Annotated in this window: 20 protein-coding genes; 9 read left to right on the top strand and 11 right to left on the bottom strand. The window is 65.2% G+C overall.

The window, feature by feature from the left end; genetic code table 11:
* The first annotated feature begins 18 nt into the window (after positions 1–18).
* From DM806_RS20720 to DM806_RS20700, 5 genes are all read left to right on the top strand, one after another.
* Entirely contained in the window at positions 19–1,047 is a 1,029-nt protein-coding gene (locus DM806_RS20720) for a glycosyltransferase family 4 protein (protein ID WP_179045234.1), read from the top strand.
* 129 nt (positions 1,048–1,176) lie between these two features.
* Positions 1,177–1,860 (top strand): DUF1013 domain-containing protein, encoded by a 684-nt coding sequence (locus tag DM806_RS20715; protein WP_179045233.1) that lies wholly within the window; start codon positions 1,177–1,179, stop codon positions 1,858–1,860.
* 137 nt (positions 1,861–1,997) lie between these two features.
* The gene (locus tag DM806_RS20710) at positions 1,998–3,704 is read left to right on the top strand and encodes a long-chain-fatty-acid--CoA ligase (RefSeq protein WP_179045054.1); all 1,707 of its coding nucleotides are present in this window, start codon (positions 1,998–2,000) and stop codon (positions 3,702–3,704) included.
* A 42-nt stretch (positions 3,705–3,746) separates the two neighbouring features.
* Positions 3,747–4,280 carry a peptide-methionine (S)-S-oxide reductase MsrA gene (gene msrA / locus DM806_RS20705; protein ID WP_179045053.1) on the top strand — a complete coding sequence of 178 codons (534 nt, stop codon included), beginning with the start codon at positions 3,747–3,749 and terminating at the stop codon, positions 4,278–4,280.
* A 150-nt stretch (positions 4,281–4,430) separates the two neighbouring features.
* Entirely contained in the window at positions 4,431–4,697 is a 267-nt protein-coding gene (locus tag DM806_RS20700; RefSeq protein WP_179045052.1) for a hypothetical protein, read from the top strand.
* A gap of 27 nt (positions 4,698–4,724) precedes the next feature.
* Here DM806_RS20700 and DM806_RS20695 read toward each other — a convergent pair whose 3' ends face one another.
* Complete coding sequence (locus DM806_RS20695) at positions 4,725–5,681, bottom strand: L-threonylcarbamoyladenylate synthase (RefSeq protein WP_372859690.1); 957 nt, start codon at positions 5,679–5,681, stop codon at positions 4,725–4,727.
* Positions 5,682–5,798: 117 nt separating this feature from the next.
* On the opposite strand from DM806_RS20695, the gene DM806_RS20690 reads away from it, so the two are divergent.
* Positions 5,799–6,617: an ATP-binding protein gene (locus tag DM806_RS20690; protein ID WP_179045050.1), complete on the top strand. Its 819-nt coding sequence runs from the start codon at positions 5,799–5,801 to the stop codon at positions 6,615–6,617.
* Between the two features lie 70 nt (positions 6,618–6,687).
* On the opposite strand, the gene DM806_RS20685 is transcribed toward DM806_RS20690, so the two are convergent.
* Positions 6,688–8,013: a PQQ-dependent sugar dehydrogenase gene (locus DM806_RS20685; protein ID WP_179045049.1), complete on the bottom strand. Its 1,326-nt coding sequence runs from the start codon at positions 8,011–8,013 to the stop codon at positions 6,688–6,690.
* A 61-nt stretch (positions 8,014–8,074) separates the two neighbouring features.
* Positions 8,075–8,248: a hypothetical protein gene (locus DM806_RS20680; RefSeq protein ID WP_179045048.1), complete on the bottom strand. Its 174-nt coding sequence runs from the start codon at positions 8,246–8,248 to the stop codon at positions 8,075–8,077.
* 231 nt (positions 8,249–8,479) lie between these two features.
* On the opposite strand from DM806_RS20680, the gene DM806_RS20675 reads away from it, so the two are divergent.
* Entirely contained in the window at positions 8,480–8,683 is a 204-nt protein-coding gene (locus DM806_RS20675; RefSeq protein ID WP_179045047.1) for a hypothetical protein, read from the top strand.
* A 1-nt stretch (position 8,684) separates the two neighbouring features.
* On the opposite strand, the gene argC is transcribed toward DM806_RS20675, so the two are convergent.
* From argC to DM806_RS20655, 4 genes are all read right to left on the bottom strand, one after another.
* The gene (gene argC / locus DM806_RS20670) at positions 8,685–9,629 is read right to left on the bottom strand and encodes an N-acetyl-gamma-glutamyl-phosphate reductase (protein ID WP_179045046.1); all 945 of its coding nucleotides are present in this window, start codon (positions 9,627–9,629) and stop codon (positions 8,685–8,687) included.
* Positions 9,626–10,534: a C40 family peptidase gene (locus DM806_RS20665; RefSeq protein WP_179045045.1), complete on the bottom strand. Its 909-nt coding sequence runs from the start codon at positions 10,532–10,534 to the stop codon at positions 9,626–9,628. Before DM806_RS20665 ends, argC begins: the two co-directional genes overlap by 4 nt.
* A complete protein-coding gene (locus tag DM806_RS20660; RefSeq protein ID WP_179045044.1) occupies positions 10,494–10,901 on the bottom strand; it encodes a MarR family transcriptional regulator in 408 nt (135 codons plus the stop codon). The genes DM806_RS20665 and DM806_RS20660 overlap by 41 nt, the downstream gene beginning before the upstream one ends.
* 62 nt (positions 10,902–10,963) lie before the next feature.
* Positions 10,964–12,373, bottom strand: coding sequence for a leucyl aminopeptidase family protein (locus DM806_RS20655; protein ID WP_179045043.1), 1,410 nt, complete (start codon positions 12,371–12,373; stop codon positions 10,964–10,966).
* A 140-nt stretch (positions 12,374–12,513) separates the two neighbouring features.
* Between DM806_RS20655 and DM806_RS20650 the strand changes: the two genes are divergently transcribed.
* Both DM806_RS20650 and DM806_RS20645 read left to right on the top strand, forming a co-directional pair.
* Positions 12,514–12,714, top strand: coding sequence for a hypothetical protein (locus DM806_RS20650; RefSeq protein ID WP_179045042.1), 201 nt, complete (start codon positions 12,514–12,516; stop codon positions 12,712–12,714).
* Positions 12,714–13,556 carry a PdaC/SigV domain-containing protein gene (locus DM806_RS20645; protein ID WP_179045041.1) on the top strand — a complete coding sequence of 281 codons (843 nt, stop codon included), beginning with the start codon at positions 12,714–12,716 and terminating at the stop codon, positions 13,554–13,556. The genes DM806_RS20650 and DM806_RS20645 overlap by 1 nt, the downstream gene beginning before the upstream one ends.
* Positions 13,557–13,595: 39 nt before the next feature.
* Here DM806_RS20645 and rimO read toward each other — a convergent pair whose 3' ends face one another.
* The 4 genes from rimO to DM806_RS20625 all read right to left on the bottom strand — a co-directional run bounded on the left by rimO (position 13,596) and on the right by DM806_RS20625 (position 20,165).
* The gene (gene rimO, locus DM806_RS20640) at positions 13,596–14,978 is read right to left on the bottom strand and encodes a 30S ribosomal protein S12 methylthiotransferase RimO (RefSeq protein ID WP_179045232.1); all 1,383 of its coding nucleotides are present in this window, start codon (positions 14,976–14,978) and stop codon (positions 13,596–13,598) included.
* Between the two features lie 106 nt (positions 14,979–15,084).
* On the bottom strand, positions 15,085–17,913 hold the full coding sequence (locus tag DM806_RS20635) for a TonB-dependent receptor domain-containing protein (RefSeq protein ID WP_179045040.1): 2,829 nt from the start codon (positions 17,911–17,913) through the stop codon (positions 15,085–15,087).
* Positions 17,914–18,057: 144 nt separating this feature from the next.
* Positions 18,058–19,116: a potassium channel family protein gene (locus DM806_RS20630; protein ID WP_179045039.1), complete on the bottom strand. Its 1,059-nt coding sequence runs from the start codon at positions 19,114–19,116 to the stop codon at positions 18,058–18,060.
* Entirely contained in the window at positions 19,113–20,165 is a 1,053-nt protein-coding gene (locus DM806_RS20625) for a peptidoglycan DD-metalloendopeptidase family protein (RefSeq protein ID WP_179045038.1), read from the bottom strand. The genes DM806_RS20630 and DM806_RS20625 overlap by 4 nt, the downstream gene beginning before the upstream one ends.
* Positions 20,166–20,286: the final 121 nt, after the last annotated feature.

The following is a 20,286-nucleotide window of genomic DNA, read 5'->3' as shown; positions in this document are numbered from 1 at the left end:
ATGACGGAGCAGAGTGCCATGCGGATCGCCATCGTCACCGATGCCTGGACCCCGCAGGTCAATGGCGTGGTGCGCACGCTCCAGACGATCCAGGGCGAACTGGAGCATATGGGGCATGCGGTCAGGGTGATATCGCCCGATCTCTACGGTTCCATCCCCTGTCCGACCTATCCCGAAATAAGGCTGGCGCTGGTGCGGTCGAGCGTCATCGGGCAGGACATCGCCGCCTTCCGCCCCGATGCGGTGCATCTGGCGACCGAGGGGCCGCTCTGCGTCGCGGCGCGGCGCTGGTGCCTGCGCAGCGGCGTGCCCTTCACCACTGCCTATCACACTCATTTCCCCGATTATGTCGCGCAGCGCACCGGCCTGCCCGCCGCCTGGTTCTGGCGCTATATCCGCTGGTTCCATGGCCCGGCGCAGGCCGTGCTGGTGTCGACCCGGTCGGTGCGCGAGCAGCTGCGCGCGCATGGCGTCGCCAATGTGCGGCCATGGGGCAGGGGCGTGGACCTCGCCGCCTTCACCCCCAATGCGCCGCCGCCCGACCTGTTCGCCGACCTGCCGCGCCCGATCATGCTCTATGTCGGGCGGGTCGCGGTCGAGAAGAATCTGGAAGCCTTCCTGGCCACCGATCATGAAGGCACCAAGGTCGTGGTAGGCGACGGGCCGGCCCGCGCGGCGCTGGAGCGCACCTATCCGCAGGCGCGTTTTCCGGGGCCGATGTTCGGTACGGAACTCGCCGGAGCCTATGCCGGGGCGGACGTGTTCGTCTTCCCCAGCCGCACCGACACGTTCGGGCTGGTGATGATCGAGGCGCTGGCCTGCGGTACGCCGGTCGCGGCCTATCCGGTGACGGGGCCGATCGATATCGTGACGCCGGAAACCGGTGCGCTGTCGGAGGAACTGGGGCGGGCGATCGCGGGCGCGCTGACGCGGGACCGGGCAGCGTGCGCCGCCTATGGCCGCAGCTTCAGCTGGGAACGGAGCGCGCGCGAATTCCTGTCCGGGCTGCACGAAATCGACCCCGAGGTCATCGAAAGCGCCGCCTGACGCTTTTCCCTGCCGGATTTTCTTGCCGCAAAGGCCGGGATGGACTATCTCCGACCCGTCGCGGCCGCCCTGATTGGGCGGCCCTTATCGTTTTTACGTGCCGGAGAAGACCCCGTGTCCCAGCCTCTCATGCCCCACGCGACTGCCAGCTGGCTGGTCGACAATAGCGCTCTGAGCTTCGACCAGATCGCGGAATTCTGCGGGCTTCATATCCTCGAAGTGCAGGCGATCGCCGACGATACCGCCAGCATCAAATATACCGGCCGCGATCCGGTGCGCGCCCATGAGATCACCATGGAGGAGATCCACAAGGGCGAGAGCAACCCCGACTACAAGCTCAAGATGCTCAAGGGCCCGGAGCCGGTCCGCCGCACCAAGGGGCCGCGCTACACCCCGGTCAGCAAGCGCCAGGACAAGCCGGACGGCATCGCCTGGATCCTGCGCAACCATCCGGAGATTTCGGACGGCGCGATCGGCAAGCTGATCGGCACCACCCGCACCACCATCGCCGCGATCCGCGACCGCACCCACTGGAACATCAGCAACATCGTGCCCAAGGATCCGGTGACGCTGGGCCTCTGTTCGCAGCGCGAGCTGGATTCGCTCGTGACCAAGGCGGCGAAGAAGGCGGGCATCGAGACACCGACCGATTCGCGTCTGGACGGCGACCGCGAGGCGCTGATCGAGGAACTGCGTCGCGAGCGTCAGGACGCCGTGCGCCGCGCCGAGGAGGCGCTCAAGACCGAGTCCGAATTCATTTCCGGCGCTGCCACCATTCTCGATCCCTTCAGCAGCAACAAGGGCGAGGTGTGATGCCGTAGCGTCATCGGCGGCGTCGATTATTGCTGCCATGATGCTGGATTTTGCAGGGCCGCGCCGGCTGACGGCGCGGCCTTTTTTCATTTGGTTGACGCTTGCGTAAAGCAGATCATGGCCATACACTTCTGGCCATGGAGAGCGTAGAAAAAATCCTGACGGATCATTATCGGCATCCCACCAGATGGGATCAGACCTTCCCCCCGCTGTCGATGGGGCAGATGGTGACGGACAGCGCCACAGCGCATCCGCAGGCTCCCATGATCGATTTCATGGGCCGCAAGTTCAGCTATGGCGAGATGTACGACCAGATCCGCCGCGTCGCCTGCGGCCTGCAGGCGATGGGCGTGAAGAAGGGCGACCGGGTCGGCCTCTATCTGCCCAATACCCCCCATTATGTCGCGGCCTATTATGGCGCGCTGATGGCCGGCGCGATCGTCGTCAACTTTTCCCCCCTCTACACCGCCGCCGAACTGGAGCATCAGGTCGAGGATAGCGGCACGAAGATCCTGTTCACCCTGTCGGCCAAGGCGCTGTTGCCCACGGCGCTGGAGGTGCTGGAGCATAGCACGCTAGAAACCCTGATCGTCGGATCGGTCGCGGAGGTGCTGTCGCCCGTCAAGTCGCTGCTGTTCCGCTGGTTCAAGGCGAGCGAGAGCGTGGCGTTGCCCGAAGATCCGCGCGTCGTCCGCTATGACCGGTTCATGGCGAACAAGGGCGAATGCGTGCTGGCGGAGATCGATCCCGTCAACGATATCGCGCTGCTGCAATATACCGGCGGCACCACCGGCACGCCCAAGGGGGCGATGCTGACGCACCAGAATCTGACCGCCAATGCGCGTCAGGCGCAGGCGATCGACCCGCATGCGCATGAAGAGGACCGCATCATTGCGGTGCTGCCCTTCTTCCATGTCTTCGCCAATACCTGCACGCTCAACCGCACCGTGATGAACGGGGGCGAGATGGTGATGCTGCCGCGCTTCGACGCGGCGCAGGTGCTGGCGGCGGTGCAGCGGGTCAAGGCGACCTCGCTGCCGGGTGTGCCGACCATGTATCAGGCGCTGCTCGATCATCCGGCGATCCGCAACATCGACTTCTCCTCGCTGCGGGCCTGCATTTCGGGCGGGGCGCCGCTAGCGCTGGAACTGAAGCAGAAGTTCGAGGCGGCAACCGGCGCCCGACTGATCGAGGGCTATGGCCTGACCGAAACCAGCCCGATCGTCTGTTCCAATCCCTATGAAGGGTTGAACAAGAGCGGCACGGTGGGCCAGCCGGTGCCGGGCACCCATGTGAAGCTGGTCGATCGGGAAGATCCGACCCGGCCGCCGCCCGAAGGCGAACCGGGCGAACTGCTCTTTGCCGGGCCGCAGGTCATGAAGGGCTATTGGAATCGCCCCGACGCCGATGCCGAAGTGTTCGTCGGCGACTATGTCCGCACCGGCGATGTCGGCGTCATCGACGAGGATGGCTATGTGAAGATCGTCGATCGCCTCAAGGACATGATTGCGGTCGGCGGGTTCAAGGTCTTTCCCAGCCAGGTGGAATCGGTCCTCTACCATAATCCGGCGGTTAAGGAGGCGCTGGTGATCGGCGTGCCCGATCGTTATCGCGGCGAGCAGCCCAAGGCCTTCGTCACGTTAAACGACGGGGCGGAGATCGACGGGCCGGGCCTGAAAGAATGGCTCAACCCCCAGCTCGGCAAGCATGAGCGGGTCTGCGAGGTGGAAGTACGACTGAACCTGCCCAAGACGCTGGTCGGCAAGCTGTCGCGCAAGGAACTGGTGGCCGAAGAGCGCGCCAAGGCGGAAGCTGCTGCAAAGGAGGCTGGAACCGCGGCCTGATCCTTCCTATCTGAACGCCTTACGCAGACAAGGAATGACATGATGGCCGACGAAATCGCGACACTTGCCGGGGGATGCTTCTGGTGCACCGAGGCGGTGTACCAGAATCTCAGGGGCGTGCAGGCGGTGGAGAGCGGCTATATCGGCGGCACCTTGCCCGACCCGACCTATGAACAGGTCTGTTCGGGTGCGACCGGCCATGCCGAAGCGATCCGCATCACCTATGACCCGGCGGTCATCGCTTATGCCGACCTGCTGGACATCTTCTTCGCGACGCACAATCCGACGACGCTGAACCGGCAGGGCAACGACATCGGCACCCAGTATCGGTCGGCCATCTTCCCCCATTCGGCCGAGCAGGAAGTCGAAGCGCGCGCCGGGATCGAGCGGGCGCAGTCGGACCAGAGCGATCCGATCGTCACCGCGATCGAACCGGACGCACCCTGGTATCCGGCGGAGGATTATCACCAGAAATATTGGGACCGGGTCGGCGACCAGAATCCCTATTGCATGGCCGTGATCCCGCCCAAGCTCGCCAAGTTGCGCAAGGGCTTTGCCGCGCGCATCGAAGGGTAGGAAGGACGGCGGCGCAGGAATGGCATGCGGCGGCCACATCTGACCCTTGCTCCAAGTCCTGACGGCCTGACCGTTTCCGCGACGTTCTTAGTCTATGGTTCATGTGAACCATGCTAGACAAGCGCGGACCAACAAGTCGGGGGACGGGAAATGAAGACATCATTGTTGCTGGCCACGCCGCTGATCCTGCTCGCGCTGCCGGGCTGCGTGCGGACGGTCGCGAGCGTCGTGACCGCGCCGGTGCGTGCGGGCGCGCAGGTCGTAGACTGGTCGACCACCAGCCAGGACGAAGCCGATCGCAACTATGGGCGCAAGATGCGCAAGCAGGAAGCGCGCGACGGCAAGGCCGCCAAGCAGGCCGAAAAGGAACGTCGCAAGCAGTGCCGCGAGGCCGGTTACGACAATTGTGACCGATAGGCTGGGCTGACGGCTCCGCCGCCAGCCTTACGCCGCGGCGCGTTTCAGCCGGTCGTTGATGGCCGCGCCGATGCCTTCGTTCGGAATCGGCGCGACCGCGATCCGGGCGACGGCGCTGGCGTCGGCGATGTGCAGGGCGGCGAACAGGTTCGCGCCCGCTTCCCGCAGATTCGCTTCCGGGCTGAGGTTGATGTGGCAGGGCATCAGGCCGAAGCCGATCAAATATTCGTCGCCCTCGGCTCGCAACGCGTCCAGCCGCACGGGCTTTGAAGGGGCATAATGGCTTTCGAGCTGGCCGGGCGCCTCGATCTTCACATCGCCTTTGCCGATGATGACCGGAAGGCCGGTCGCCTCCTCCAGCATCATGGCCGTAACCGGGCCGGGGCGGAGCAGGCGGACGCGGTCGGTTTCCGGCGCGGCTATGGTGGACTCCAGGCCCTCGCTGGTCGGACCTTCGTCCAGGATCATCCGTACCTTGCCGTTCAGGCTGGCGAGCACATGTTCGGCGCGGGTCGGGCTGATCGATCCGCTGCGATTGGCCGATGGCGCGGCGAGCGGACGGCCGCTTTCGCGGATCAGCGCGCGCATCGCGGGATGGGCGGGCAGGCGCAGCGCAACCGTGGGCAGGCCAGCCGTCACCAGCGAGGACAGGCCGCTGTCGGCGCGCACGGGCAGCACCAGCGTCAACGGGCCGGGCCAGAAGCGCGCGGCCAGCTTTTCCGCCACGGGTGAGAAATCCGCCAGCCCGCGCGCCATGTCGAGGTCAGCGACATGGACGATCAGCGGGTTGAAGCTGGGCCGCCCCTTGGCGCTGTAGATGGCGGCCACCGCATGATTGTCCGTCGCGTCGGCGGCCAGGCCATAGACCGTTTCGGTCGGCACGGCGACGGGCTCGCCGGCTCGGATGAGCAGGGCCGCCTCACGCAGCGCTTCGGCGCCATAGCGGCAGGATCGGGTGGAATAGGCTGGATTGGCGATGGTCACGGCCCCTGCGATATAGTCCCCGGTTCCGCCGAGTAAAAGGCCATTGCGACAGGACAATGACATTGCGGGTCATTGTCGCAACTTGCGGCCGGTCCGATCGCCGATTAAGCCCGCGCCATGACCGACGCACTGTTGACCCGCATCGCCGAGGCGCTGGAACGGCTTGCGCCGCCGCCGCCTCTCTCCGCCGATCTCGCCGCCGCGCCCGCCTATGTGTGGGACGGCCATGCAATCCATGCGGTGGAGGAGTTCGCCCCGGTGGACTTCGGCCTGTTGAGCGGGATCGATGCGCAAAAGGGATCGCTGCTGGAAAATACCCGCCGCCATGCTGCGGGTCATGCCGCGCATGACGTGCTGCTGTGGGGCGCGCGCGGCACCGGCAAATCGGCGGTCGTCGCGGCCGTCGTCGGCAAGTTGCAGGCGGAGGGGCAGGACGTCGCCCTGCTGCAATGCGCGATCGATGAACTGGGGAGCCTGCCGGCGCTCTTTTCCCTGCTGCGCTCTACGACGCGGCCGTTCATACTCTTCCTCGACGATCTGGGCTTCGAGGAGAATGGCGTGGGCGATGCGCGGTCGCTGCGATCGCTGCTTCAGGGCGGGACGGCGGCGCGGCCGGCCAATGTCCGTCTCTATGTGACGTCGAACCGCCGCCATATCGTGCCGCGCCACCTGTCGGAGCAGGATGACCCCGTCAATCCGCGCGACGTGATCGACGACAAGATGGCGCTGTCGGATCGCTTTGGTCTTAGCTTGGGTTTCCATGCGATCGATCAGGATGCCTATGTGGCGATCGTCAGCGGCTATGCGGGGAAGCTGGGGCTGAGCTTCGATCCCCTGGAGGCGATCCAGTGGGCGACCCAGCGTGGCAGTCGGTCGGGGCGTGTCGCCTGGCAATATGTGGTTGAACTGGCCGGGCGGAACGGGATTACGGTCTGAATTATTCTTCGTTTCGAGCGTTTTGAGACGTGTTTCTCGACTTCGCTCGAAACGAACGGATGCGGGGGTTTTATTTCGCCTTCGTCACGCGCCACACCACGCCGCCGACATCGTCGCTGACCAGCAGGGCGCCCTTGGCGTCTGCGGTCACGTCGACCGGGCGGCCCTGCGCTGCGCCATCCTTGTCGAGGAAGCCGGTCAGCACGTCCACCGGCTTGGCCTTGCCGGCCTCGCCGTCATCGAAGCCGACATAGACGACCTTGTAGCCGGCGGCGGGCTTGCGGTTCCAGCTGCCGTGCAGTCCGACGAAAGCGCCGTCTGTATAGGGCGCGCCCAGTTGCACCTTGTCAGCGAAGGTCAGGCCGAGTGGCGCGACATGGTTGCCTAGCGCATAGTCGGGGCGCTTGGTATATTCGCGTATTTCCGGCCGCTGCGGCTGGACCCGGCGATCTTCGTAACCGCCCCAGTAATTCCACGGCCAGCCGTAGAAGGCGCCGAATTCGATGCGCGCGAGATAGTCGGGGACAAGGTCGCCGCCCAGCATGTCGCGTTCGTTGACGACACCCCACAGCGTGCCGCTCTTCGGTTCGAAAGCAAGGCCGACAGGATTGCGCAGGCCGGAGGCAAAGATGCGCTTGTAGCTGGTCTTCGGGTTGACCTCGAACACCAAGGCGCGGTTCTTTTCGGCCTCCAGTCCGTTGTCGCCGATATTGCTGTTGGAACCGACGCCGACATAGAGCAGCCCGTTGGGTGCCGCGACCAGGCTCTTGGTCCAGTGCTGGTTGGGCGCCTGTGCGGGCAGGTCGATGATCTTGCGGCCCTTGTCCGTGATCTTCGTGTCGCCATCCTTGTATGGGAAGGCCATCAGCGCATCGGTGTTGGCGACATAGAGCGTGCCATCGATCAGCGCCATGCCATAGGGCGAGTTGAGACCGGTCAGGAAAGCGGTTTTGGTTTCCGCCTTGCCGTCGCCATCGACGTCGCGCAGCAGGGTGATGCGGTTGGCGGAGGGAACGCCGGCGCCCGCCTTGTTCATGAGGTAGTTCATCACCCGATCGACGATGCCGTCCTTGGGGCGCGGCGGGCTGTTGGTTTCGGCGACGAGGATATCGCCATTGGGCAGGCGCAGCATCGAGCGGGGATGGGCGAGGCCGTCGGCGAAGCGCGCGACCTCCAGCCCCTTGGCGGCGACCGGCTTCGCGTCGCCCTTCCACGGCTTCACCTCGGCGATGTTGATCGTCGGCAGCATCTCGCTGCGCGGGCTGGTGAAGACCGGCTCGCGGCCCGTGTCGGCGCCTGCGGGGAGGCGGGCGGTGTCGCCCTGCGCCAGATAGAGAAAGGCGCCGCCGGCAAGGGCCAGGGCGACGAGCGGCAGGACGATGACATGCTTGTTCATGCGCTCACATCTATGCGGGCGCGCAGCGGCGGGCAAGGCGGATGGCGCCCGCGTCGGATGCTTATTTGCGGCGCTCGCGCAGGTATAGGAGGAGGGCGATCAGGATGCCGAGCGCAAGGCCGGCGAGCAGGCCGATGCTGGGCTGTCCCATCATGCCGCCGCCGATCGTGCCGGCCAGAATCAGCAGCGCGATGATCGCGCCCGCGCCCGTGGGATTGTGCTTGGCCTTGCTCATGCGCTAGTCCTTGCCATGGCGAGGATCGCAAGGCCAGCGGCTTTGGGTTCCGATCCATTTTGGGACGATATGTCCCGTTATGAACCAATCGTCCCATGTTGGGACATGCCTAATTCGGCGTTCACCCTGGTCCGCGGCCCGGAGAGCCAAAGACGGAAACTGGCACGCCGATTGAACAGCCCGCTCCATCACAACAGGTCGCCAAAAAATAAGTCGGGGGTAATTATGCAGATGCCATATCTTGCGAATCGCAAGAGCTATGAGGATGCCGCCGAGCTGATCAGCCTGTTCGGCGATCATGCAGGCTATGAGGCGGCCGCGCGGGCAGACCGCAGCCTGGATCAGGGCAATCATGTCCATTTCTGCCACTGGCGACAGATTGAGCGGCTGATCGTGCTGCTTGCCTACGACCAGCCGCTGGGTACTATTCACTAGGTCAGAGGCGCAAGCCTGCGGTTTCCGGCAGGCCAGCCAGGATGTTGAGATTCTGGACGGCGGCGCCGGCTGCGCCCTTGCCCAGATTGTCGAGCGTGGCGACGAGGCGCGCCTGGCCGCTCTGTTCGTTGCCGAAGACGAACAGGGCGAGGCGGTCGGTCGCGCCGACATGCTCCAGAGCGACCCCGGTCATGGCGGCGCTGTCCTCCGGTGAGGCGATGCTGACGATCGGCGATCCGGCATAGGCGGCGGCCAGCGCGGCATGGATGTCGGCGACCGAGGGCGTGCCCGGCATGGCGCGCAGTTGCAGCGGCACTTCGACGATCATGCCGCGATAGGCGTTCGCCACTGCCGGCGCGAAGATCGGCGGATGGGCGAGGCCCGAATAGCGGGTCATTTCCGGCCCATGCTTATGCGCCAGGCTGAGACCATAGGGGCGGAACGCGCTCGGCGCGCCGGCTTCGCCTTCATATTCGGCGATCATCGCCTTGCCGCCGCCCGAATAGCCCGACGCGCCCGACACCGTCACCGGCCAGTCGGCAGGCAGCAGCCCGGCCAGGACCAGTGGACGCACCAGCGCCAGGAAGCCGGTCGGCCAGCAACCCGGATTGGCGACGAAGCGGCTGTTCGCCAGCACCTCTCGATGGCCCGGCTCCAGTTCGGGGAAGCCATAGGTCCAGCCGTCGGCAACGCGATGCGCGGTCGATGCGTCGATCACGCGGGTGCGACCATTGTCGATCAGCGACACGGCTTCGCGCGCGGCATCGTCGGGCAGGCAGAGGATGACGATGTCGGCGGCGTTCAGCGCGTCGCGACGCGCGTTCGCGTCCCGGCGCTTTTCCTCCGGCACGGTGATCAGCGTCAGTTCGGGGCGTCCGGCCAGCCGGTCGCCGATTTCGATGCCGGTGGTGCCATGACCGCCGTCGATGAAAATTGTCGTGCTCATGCGCCGATCCTCCGCCGCGCGATGATGGGTTCGATATGGGCATCGGCAAGGCGCGCGACAACATCCGCGAGCGGCTCGCTGACGACCGCCATCCAGTGGGCATTGGCGTGCAGCAGCGTCTTGCCATCGGTCATGATGCCGACATGGCCGGGGAAGAAGATGATGTCGCCGCGCTGCAGGCCGGCCTTGCTGTCGATCGGCGCGCCGATGCCTTCGCATTGCAGGTCGGTGTCGCGCGGGACGGCCATGCCGGCTGCGCCCAGCGCGACCTGCACCAGGCCGGAACAGTCGATGCCACGATGGCCGCGCCCGCCCCAGACATAGGGCTGGCCCAGATAGCGTTCGGCGACGGCGACCCAATCCTGCGCGCGCTGATCGACCGGAGCGGCGTGGCGGAGGTGGATGAAGCCTTCGGCACAGGCGATGAAGTCGCCCTGCACTTCGCCCGAAAAACGTGCCCCGCGCGGCCAATAGTCGGCGATGGGCGACTTGATGTCGGCGGCGTTGAACAGAGGCGCGGTGCCGGCGATGATGCGATGGGTCGGCTGTTCCTCGACATCCAGCGCATCGCGCCGGACATAGCCGACATAGCCGTCATGGCCGCAAAAGCCCCAGGCCCAGTCGGTCGTCACGTCGAGCGCGTGGAAGGTTTCGCCGCGGAGCAATTCGCTGACGGCTTCGGACGTGGGTGCTGCGGCCGACAGGATCGGCGCGCCGGGGGCAACGCAGGTCAGCGGTACGGCGCGGGCGTAATGGGCGGAAAAGAGCGTGCCGGCAAGCGCCAGGTCGGCAAGGTCGCCACGAGCCGCATGGACGCGGCGGTCAAGCGCGACCGAGCGGCCATCCAGCTTGAACCGGGTTCTTTCAGGCGGACCGTTCCGCGTGGGGGTGTTCGTGCCTTTCATCGCGCGCGGTTCCTGCGATGAAATGATGAAAGGCGTCAAGAAATTCCGCCCCTTTTGGGGTCCGGGTGATGAAAATATTGCGACGATCGGCGACATCGCGCTCTCGGCGGAGATAACCCAGGGCCGAAAGCTTGTTCAGCGCGCGGGTGATGACCGGCTTGGAAACGTGCAGCGCCTCCGCCAGACCACGTACCGTATGAGGCCCGCTGTTGATATAGACCGTCATCATTAGCGCCATCTGGCGGTTGGTGAGGTCGGGTTTGCCGGATCGGACATAGTCGACCAGCGTGCGCATCCACTGGCGCAGCGGCTGCAATCCCGGTCGGTCGGTTTCGGCAAGCGATTCTGGAGCGATCTGCGCGTTCATCTCGCCTTAACGCGCAATGGCCAATCCGGTTGCGTAACGGATCGGCGCTTTGTCGCACGCGCTTATCCGTCCTTGCCATAGCGCTGTTGCAGCAGGCTGAAGGTCGCGCGCATGCCGAGCGCTTCGCCGCCCTTTGGCCGGCCCGGCTTGTTCGACGGACGCCAGGCGAACGTGTCGAGATGCAGCCAGGGCGTGTCGTCCGGCACGAATCGCTTGAGGAACAGAGCGGCGGTGATCGCGCCGGCAAAACCGCCTTCGCCCGCATTGTTGATATCGGCGACGTCCGACTTCAGCATGTCGGCATAGGCGTCCCAGAGCGGCAGGCGCCAGGTCGGGTCGTCGATCTGCGCACCGATCGCGGCCATGTCCGCCGCCAGTCCGTCGTCGTTGGTGAACAGGGCGGGCAGGTCCGGGCCGACCGCGACGCGCGCCGCGCCGGTCAGAGTGGCGAAGTCGATGAGGAGGTCGGGCTTTTCCTCACCCGCACGGGTCAGCGCATCGCCCAGCACCAGTCGCCCTTCGGCGTCGGTATTGCCAATCTCCACCGTCAGTCCCTTGCGCGTGCGCAATATGTCGCCGGGACGGAAGGCGTTGCCGGAAATGGCATTCTCCGCCGCCGCGATCAGCAGGTGCAATCGCACCGGCAGGCGCGCCGCCATCACCAGTCGGGCAAGGCCGAGCGCATGGGCCGCGCCACCCATATCCTTCTTCATCAGGCGCATCCCCGACGAGGGCTTGATGTCGAGGCCGCCGCTGTCGAAGCAGATGCCCTTGCCGACGAGGGTAATGCGCGGATGGCTGGGGTCGCCCCATGTAAGTTCGATCAGGCGCGGGGCGAAGCTCTTGTCCGCCGCCTTGCCGACGGCGTGGATCATCGGGAAGCCCTGCTCCAGCGCGTCGCCGCGCGTGACGCTGACGATCGCGCCGAAGGGCTTGGCGACCTTTTCGACCGCCGCCTCCAGGTCGGGCGGCCCCATGTCGGCGGCCGGCGTGTTGACGAGGTCGCGCACTAGCGCCACCGCCTTCGCCAGTTGCACGGTCGGATCGATCTGCGCGACGCCGCCCGTCAGCAGGACGCGCGGCCCGGCAGGTGCATCATCTTTGCGATAGCGGTCGAAGCGATATTGCGCCGTCAGCCAGCCCAGCGCCGCGGCGCCTGGCGTGCCCTCCGCCAGCCGGTAGCTGCCCTCGGGCAGGGTTTCGGCGAGGCGTGCGAGGCACCAGGGGCCAAGCGCTTCCTTGCTCGCGACGCCCGCGACCACCGACCAGTCGTTGCCATCGCCCGGCAGGCCATCGCCCGGCAGGATCGCCTGCTCGCCGGCCTTGCCCTTGAAGCGCTGCGCCGCGACGATCGCGCGCACCTTGTCGGGCTGGGTCGAAAGCCAGGCATCAAAGCCCTTATTTTCAATCAGATGGATCGAACGGGCGGGCTGCTGGTTGTCCGCTTTGAGCAGGTCGGAAAAGTCGGTCATTGCATGGATGTAAGGGAAAGCGATCGGCCATGGAAAGGCAAAAATTTCATCGCTTCCCGCGCACGACCGGCCCTTTCTTCCTTTGCGCTGCGGGCCGGACAGGCCTAGATTTCCCGAAGAACAGAGAAAGGAGCAGGATCATGATTCATGGTGATGACCGCAGCCTTCAGGCTGCGCGGGCGCGGGCCTATGCGCTGGCCGAAAGCGGCCGCTACGACAATCTTCATTCGGTGCAGCAGGCGTTGATTTCCGAGGGCTGGTCCAATGCGGGCCGCGCGCTCGACAGCGACTATGCGCGCAAGGCGATCGGCGAACGTTGCCGCGCGGCGCAGGCGCATTGATGCGATCAGGGGGGGTGCGGGCAGGGAGGCTGGTTCCAACGGCGGCGATGCTTATGCTCGCCGCCTGTTCGCCGTCGAAGGACAGGGAAGAAGCTACCGGGAACGCTACGGTCAACGCGGCGGCGTCCCGCTTTGCCGATCGGATGGCGGGCACGCAGCCGCCGGCCCCGCCTGCCAAGCCGTTCGAGGAGAAGGCGAAGACCGATTTCCTCGAATTTTCCTATACCTATCCCGCGCAGGCCGCCGCGATCCCCTTCCTGGTCGAAAAGTTCGGCAAGGATGCCGCGTCCGCCAAAGCCGATGCGACCAGGATGGCGCGGGAGGACAGCGCGTCGATGAAGCAATCGGGTTTCCCCTTCCGCCCGCACAGCCTGGAAACGCAATGGAGCGTCGCGGCGGATACGCCCCGTTTCCTGTCGCTCCAGTCGCAGACCTATGTCTATACCGGCGGCGCGCATGGCATGACCGGCTATGACGGGCTGCTCTGGGACAAGGCGCGCAAGCGGGAAACCAGCTTCAAGGCGGTGATGACCACGCCCGCCGCTTTCGCCGCCGCGGTCAGGGATCGTTTCTGCGCGGCGCTCGACAAGCAGCGCGCCGAAAAACGCGGCGAACCTGTGGTGCGGGGCGACGACGACTTCACCAAATGCATCGACCCGATGGAGCAGCGGCTGGTGCCGACATCGAAGGACGGCAAGCTGGTCGACGGCGTGACCGTGGTGATCGGCCCCTATAGCGCCGGCCCCTATGCGGAAGGCAGCTATGAGGTGCCGTTGCCCGTTGACTCTGCGATGTGGAAGGCGATCAAGACCGAATATCAGGACGGGTTCGTGAAGCCCTGATGCGAACTCCGTTCGAAACGAACGGATGTAGAGTCTGATTTAAACCGGCACCCCATACAGGTCATGCTCGTCAGCGTCCTCGACCAGCACGTCGAACATGTCGCCGGCCTTGCGCCCTTCGCTCACGTCGCGCAGGAAGACATTGCCGTCGATTTCCGGCGCGTCGGCCTGGCTGCGTGCGGTCGCGCCGATGCTGCCATCCTCTTCGTCCGGCTCGCCGACCTCGTCGAGGATGACGGGCAGGATACGGCCGACCTTCGCCTGCAACTTGGCGGCGCTGATCGCAGCGGTCTTTTCCATGATCCGCTGATAGCGTTCTTCCTTGACCTCTTCTGGCACAGCGCCGGGCAAGTCATTGGCGGCAGCGCCCTCGACCGGCTCGAAGCGGAAAGCGCCGACGCGGTCGAGTTGCGCTTCTTCCAGCCAGTCGAGCAGATATTGGAAGTCCGCCTCCGTCTCGCCGGGGAAGCCGACGACGAAGCTGGAGCGGATCGCGATGTCCGGGCAGATGTCCCGCCACTTGCGGATGCGGTCCAGCACCTTCGCCTCATTGGCGGGGCGCTTCATGGCCTTGAGCACCGACGGCGCGGCATGCTGGAAGGGAATGTCGAGATAGGGCGTCAGCAGCCCTTCCGCCATCAGCGGGATGACATGATCGACATGGGGGTAGGGATAGACATAGTGCAGCCGCACCCAGGGCGCGCGTCCTTCGGCGGTGCGCAACTGGCCCAGTTCGCGGGCGAGGTCGGTCATGTGCGCACGCACGTCCCGGCCTTTCCAGTTGCGCGTCTCGTGGCGCGTGTCGACGCCATAGGCCGAAGTGTCCTGGCTGATGACCAGCAGTTCCTTCGTGCCGGCATGGACCAGCTTTTCCGCTTCGCGCAGCACGGCGTCGACGCGGCGGCTGACGAGGTCGCCGCGGATCGAAGGGATGATGCAGAAGGAGCAGCGATGGTTGCAGCCCTCGCTGATCTTCAGATAGCTGTAATGGCGCGGCGTCAGCTTCAGACCGCCTTCGGGCACCAGGTCGACGAAAGCGTTGGGGATGGGCGGCGATGCGTCATGGACCGCGTTGACCACCTGCTCATATTGATGCGCGCCGGTCACGGCTAGCACCTGCGGGAATTTCGCGCGGATAACGTCCGCCTCGTCGCCCATGCAGCCGGTCACGATCACGCGGCCATTTTCCGCGATCGCCTCGCCGATAGCTTCCAGTGACTCTTCCTTCGCCGAGTCGAGAAAGCCGCAGGTGTTGACCAGCACGACGTCTGCGCCGGCATAGTCGGCGGACATCTGATAGCCGTCGGAGCGCAGCTTGGTGAGGATGCGTTCGCTGTCCACGAGATTCTTGGGACAGCCGAGCGACACCATGCCGACTTTCGGCGCTTCGGGAATTTTGGTTGCCATGATCGGCGCGCACATAGGGATTTTTGCGCCAAATGTCACGGCCAAGAGAAGATCGGCCGCGAAAATGACGAAGGGCGCGCCATTGCGGGCGCGCCCTTCCTTCATCCAACTCGTTGATCCGTCACATCTTGTAGGACAGGCGGATATAACCGAACTGGCCCGGCACGTCATAGGTTGTCGGATCGAAATTGGCGCTGTCGCACGTGAAGCAGGCCGGCGGATCCTTGTCGAAGATATTGTTGACGCCGATCGTCAGCCGGGTGCGATGGTCGAGCCAGGCGGGCGAGAAATAGGCCTGCATGTCGCCATAGAAGGTCCGGCCCATGACGTTGCCGTCGCTTTCCGTGACCTTGCTGATGTAGCGGCCGGTGAAGGAAATGCCCCAGGCATCGGCGGAGTAATCCAGCGTCGCATTGGCCTTGAAGCGCGGATAGGCCTGATCGCTCGACGCGCAGCGTTCGGTCCCGGCGCACTTGATCGTCGGCGCATTGAGGTCCGACGGCGGCACGATGTCATATTTGTTGAGATAGGCTGCGTTGACGCTCAGGCCGACCGTTCCGTTGCCGACCGGCTTGGACCGATAGATCAGGGTGCCGTCGAAGCCGTTGGTCTTGATGGCGTTCAGATTTTGCAGCACGCCATTGATCCCCGCGACGGCACCGCTGCCGGTGCGGGTGATGGCGGCGCAGCTCAATGGATCGCCGTCGAAGGCGCAACGGCGCAGCGTCAGCGTCGCCGGCACTGAGTCGATCGCGTTCTTGAGGCGGATATTATAATAATTGACCTCGATGCTGAACGCGCTGGCGAAGCCGTCCCGCGCCCAGGCCGGGGCATAGGTGAAGCCTGCCGTCCAGGTCTTGGCCGTTTCCGGCTTCAGCCCGGTATAGCCCTGCGAGAAGACACCCAACTGGCCGCCGACCGGCTCGTTGTAGCTGCCGTTGGCGGGCACGCCATTGGCAATGCAGTTCGCCCGCACGGTAGCGTTGGTCGTGAACGAACCGCCGGGTGCGCTGGTGCAGGGATCGTTGATGGTCGCGTCGGTGCGCGACCGGCCAGCATACAATTCGCCGATGCTGGGCGCGCGCAGGCTTTCGGCATAGCCGCCGCGCAGCAGCAGATCGCTGACCGGCTTCCACAGGCCCGACACGGTGTAGGTCGTGTTGCTGCCGAAGCTGCTATAGTTGGAATGGCGGGCCGCGCCGCTTAGTTCCAGCTTCCGGAAGAAGGGCGTGTCGGACAGGATCGGGATGCGCAGTTCGCCATAGAACTCGTCCACATTGAAGCCGCCGCGTGATGGGCTGGTCGGCACGTCCGCGCCAAGGCCGGCGGTGATGATGGGATCGGGCGTATAGGATGCCGACTGGTCGCGATGTTCATAGCCGATGGCAAAGCCGACCGGGCCGGCGGGCAGGTCGAACAGCTCGCCGGAAAGGTTGGCGGTGACGTCCCACAATTCCTGTTCGCTGCGGTCGCGCTCGTCAAAGGTCACATAGTCGAGCATTGCCTGGGTGATGGACCCGGCTCCGCCGAAGATGTTGAACGGCACGCAATCGCCGGTGCAGTTGGCGACCGGTCCCAGCGCCTGCGCCAGCTTTGCGGCGTTAAGGTTGCCGGTGAAGACCTGATGCGCATTGTTGGTGCCGTATATGCCGTTGACGTCCCAATACCATTTATGGTCGCCGACATCGAAGGAGCCTTCCAGCGTCGACTGCATCGTCATCGTATCGACGGACTGGCTGAAGGTGCGGGGACCGCCCTCCACGAAGCGGCGGCGTACGGTCGAATAGTTGGCGGGAATGCCGTTCACGCCCGACGACAATGTCACACCGAAGGGGTTGAAGGGGTTGGTCGCATCGATCGAGATGGTGTCGAGAAGATTGCCGTTGCCCGCATCTGGCCCGATGAACAGCGGTAGGAACGCCGCCTGTGTGGTGGATTCGCGATGCTGGTAGACCAGCCGCGTGCGCAGGCTGACATTGTCGGAAAATTCGAACTTGGCGTTCAGGAAGGCGCCATAGCGTTCCGACGGCGTCAGCAGATAATTATAGGGCGCGAAGTTGAAGCCATCGACATTGGTGCCGGCCCAGTCGCGATAATCGCTGAGTACCGGCGCACGGCCGAGAATCGGAGCACTGAGCGTCAGGCTCTGGCCCAGCACGTCGTAGCGGCCGTTGGGCGTGGCGCTGGAGCAACCGCCATCGGCGCAACTGGTGCCGCCGGGGGCGGGCCATTGCGAAATGGAGCGGTCGGAGGTGCGAACCGCCTGCTGCTTCACATAATTACCGCCGAAGACGATCGAGACGCGATCCGACTGGATGCCGTAGCTGGCGTTGATGTCGTAGGTTTCGCCGTCGCCCTGTTCATAAGTGCCGAACTGGGCGGAGAAATCGAGACCCTTCTGCGATTGCTTGGTGATGATGTTGACCACGCCTGCGACGGCATCCGAGCCGTAGAGCGGGGAGGCGCCCGATTGCAGCACCTCGACGCGCTCGATCATGCTTTGCGGAATCGTGTTGAGGTCGACCGAGGCGGGAATACCGCCGGCCGCCGATCCGTTCACATAACGCATGCCGTCGACCAGGATCAGCGTGCGCTTGGCGCCCAGATAGCGCAGATCGACTTCCGCCGAGCCGGAACTGACGCCGGTGCCGTCGGGCGGCCCGCCGATATTGCCGGCATTGTTGGTCTTCGTATTGAGGCCGCCCGCCGCGCTCGGGATGCGTTGCAGCACGTCGGCGATGGAGGTCAGGCCCGTGCGGGCGATTGCCTGCTGGTCGACCGTGACGATCGGCTTGTCCTGATCGAGCGGATTCTGGCGGATGCGGGAGCCGGTGACGATGATGGCGACGCCGTCATCGGCTTGCGGTTCGGTGGATTGGGCGAAAGTGGGAACGGACCAGGCGACAACGGACAGCATGGCACCGCATTGCAGGGCACTTTTCAAGCGCATGTTACACCCCTCTGAAAGAGACCGGTGAGGGAGTGTTTCCGTTTTACTACAGCATAGCAATCGAGACCGCGGCGATTGTAGCACGAATTTTTCAAGATGTTGCCAGATCGCAACAATTCGTTTCGGCTCGCCTGTGCCGCGTAACTACTCGTCGCCGGTAGGTGCGGGACGCGGCTGTTCTTCCTTTATCTCGATGATGAGGTCGCCGGTCTGGAGCCGCTTCGCCCCTTCTTCCCAGAAGCCGATCGGCCGGTCGTCGCGATAGATGCGCAGGCCGATGCCCGTCTGGATGGCAGACAGCGGCCCGCCAATCTCTTCCGGCAGCACGAACCGTTCGTTGATGTTCACCCGGCCGCCCGATCCGGCCAGGTCTGCCATATAGTCGGCGATATGCCTGCCGTCGGTGCTGCCCGCCAGCAGCAGCCCGGCGAAGCTGACCGGGTTGATGACGGTGGTCGCGCCCGCCTGCCGCGCGGGCAGTTCATTATCCTCGTTGCGCACGACGATGCTGATCGGCAGGCGCGGGGCCAGGTGGCGGGCGGTCAGCGTGATGAGGATCGAGGTGTCGTCGCGGCCCGCCGACACGATCATGCTGCGTGCGCGGTGGATGGCCACGTCCTTGAGCGTCTTGTCGCGGGTGGAATCGCCGCACAGGATGTTGCAGCCCTGCGCTTCGGCGAGCGCCAGCGCCTTTTCGTTGCCGTCGATGACGACGATTTCGCGCGGGTCGGCGCCGCGGGCGAGCAGTTCGTTGACCGCCTCCTGTCCGCTGGTGCCGAAGCCGGTGACGATGATGTGATTGTGCAGATCGGCCTGGATGCGTGCCATGCGCCACCTGTAGATGATGTTGCGGAAAAAGAGATTATAGGCGGTGCCGAGGAAGATCAGCCAGACGAACAGGCGGATCGGCGTCACGAAGATGGATTCGAACAGCCGCGCTTCGGGCGTGACCGGCACGATGTCGCCATAGCCGACCGTTGTGACCGTTACCGTCGTGAAATAGAGGACGTCGATGAAGCTGATCTGATTGTCGTAATTGTCCTTGAGGCCGTCGCGCCCGACCCAGTGCAGCAGCAGCACCAGCGCGATCAGCCCGAACACCAGTGCGACCCGCCATGTCAGGTCCGCCCACATCGGCATGGATGACCGCCGCCGCAGGAAACCCGCCGTGGGCGAGGAGGGGGCGATCCGGTCGATCCTCATGACGGTGGCAACTGGCCGATCGGGTTCACGGGCACGCGATCCTTGCGCAGTTCGAAATGCAGCTTGGGCCGGCTGGCATAGCCGGTGTCGCCGGTCAGGCCGATGACCTGGCCCTTCGTCACCTTCTGCCCGCGCACCACGTCGATCCGGCTGGCATGGCCATAGGCGCTGACCCAGCTGCTGCCATGGTTGATGAGGACGAGCCCGCCGAAAACCGCGATCTTGTCGCCGGCATAGGCGACCACGCCGTCGGCCGCCGCGCGGATCGGCGTGCCATTCGGGGCGGCGATGTCGATGCCGTTATTCTTCGCGCCGCTTTCGCCGGGGCCGAAGCGGGAGAGGATCGTGCCCTTCACCGGCCAGGCGAAGCTGCCACTGAAGGCGGCGGGCTGGGCGATCGGCTTGTTGGCGGGCAGGGGGCTGGGGCGCGAGGATGCAGCCGCGACGGGCGCGTTATCCTTTGCCGCGGGCTGGCCGCCGGTCAGCACATCGTCGATATCGATGCGGAAAGCGGCGGCGCGCTGCTCGATGCTGGGCGGGCTGGCGGGCGTCCCGCCGGGCAGCAGCAGCCGCTGGCCGCGCCGCAGCACATAGGGTTCCTCTAGCCCGTTGACGTCGACGATCTGCCGCCAAGGCACGCCATAGGCCGCCGCGATGGCGATGCCCGTCTCGCCCTCCGCCACCAGATGGTAGCGGCCGCCGGGAATGGACAGGCGCTGGCCGGCGCGCAGCATATAAGGCGGGGCGATGCCATTGGCGCGAGCGATCGCTTCCGATCCCGCGCCGGTGCGGTTGCCGACGCCGCGCAGCGTTTCGCCGGGCTGGACGACATAGGTGGAGGCATTCACGGTCCGAGCGTTGGCCACCACCTGCTGCGCGGTCCAAACGGGTTCCGGCTCGGCCAGCTTCACGGCCGATGCGTCGGCCCCCATCTGCGGCGGGGGTGTAGGCATGCCGGTCGCGGCCGCGCGTTCCGCTTCGGCGGGGATGCAGGCGGTCAGCGCCAGCGAAATGGTCGGGATGGCGAAGGTCAGGGGCAGGCGCTGCATCGCCCTTCGTTTATCCTATCGTGCCGGACTTGCCAGCTTTTTCACGGACGGGGGCGGGGTATCAAGCCACCTCCGTTCGGTTCGAGCGCAGTAGAGAAAGTTGCGCGCTGGCTTCTCGACT

The organism is Sphingobium lactosutens (genome assembly GCF_013393185.1).
Taxonomy (GTDB): Bacteria; Pseudomonadota; Alphaproteobacteria; order Sphingomonadales; family Sphingomonadaceae; genus Sphingobium; species Sphingobium lactosutens_A.
This window is presented reverse-complemented; position numbering and strand designations above follow the sequence as displayed.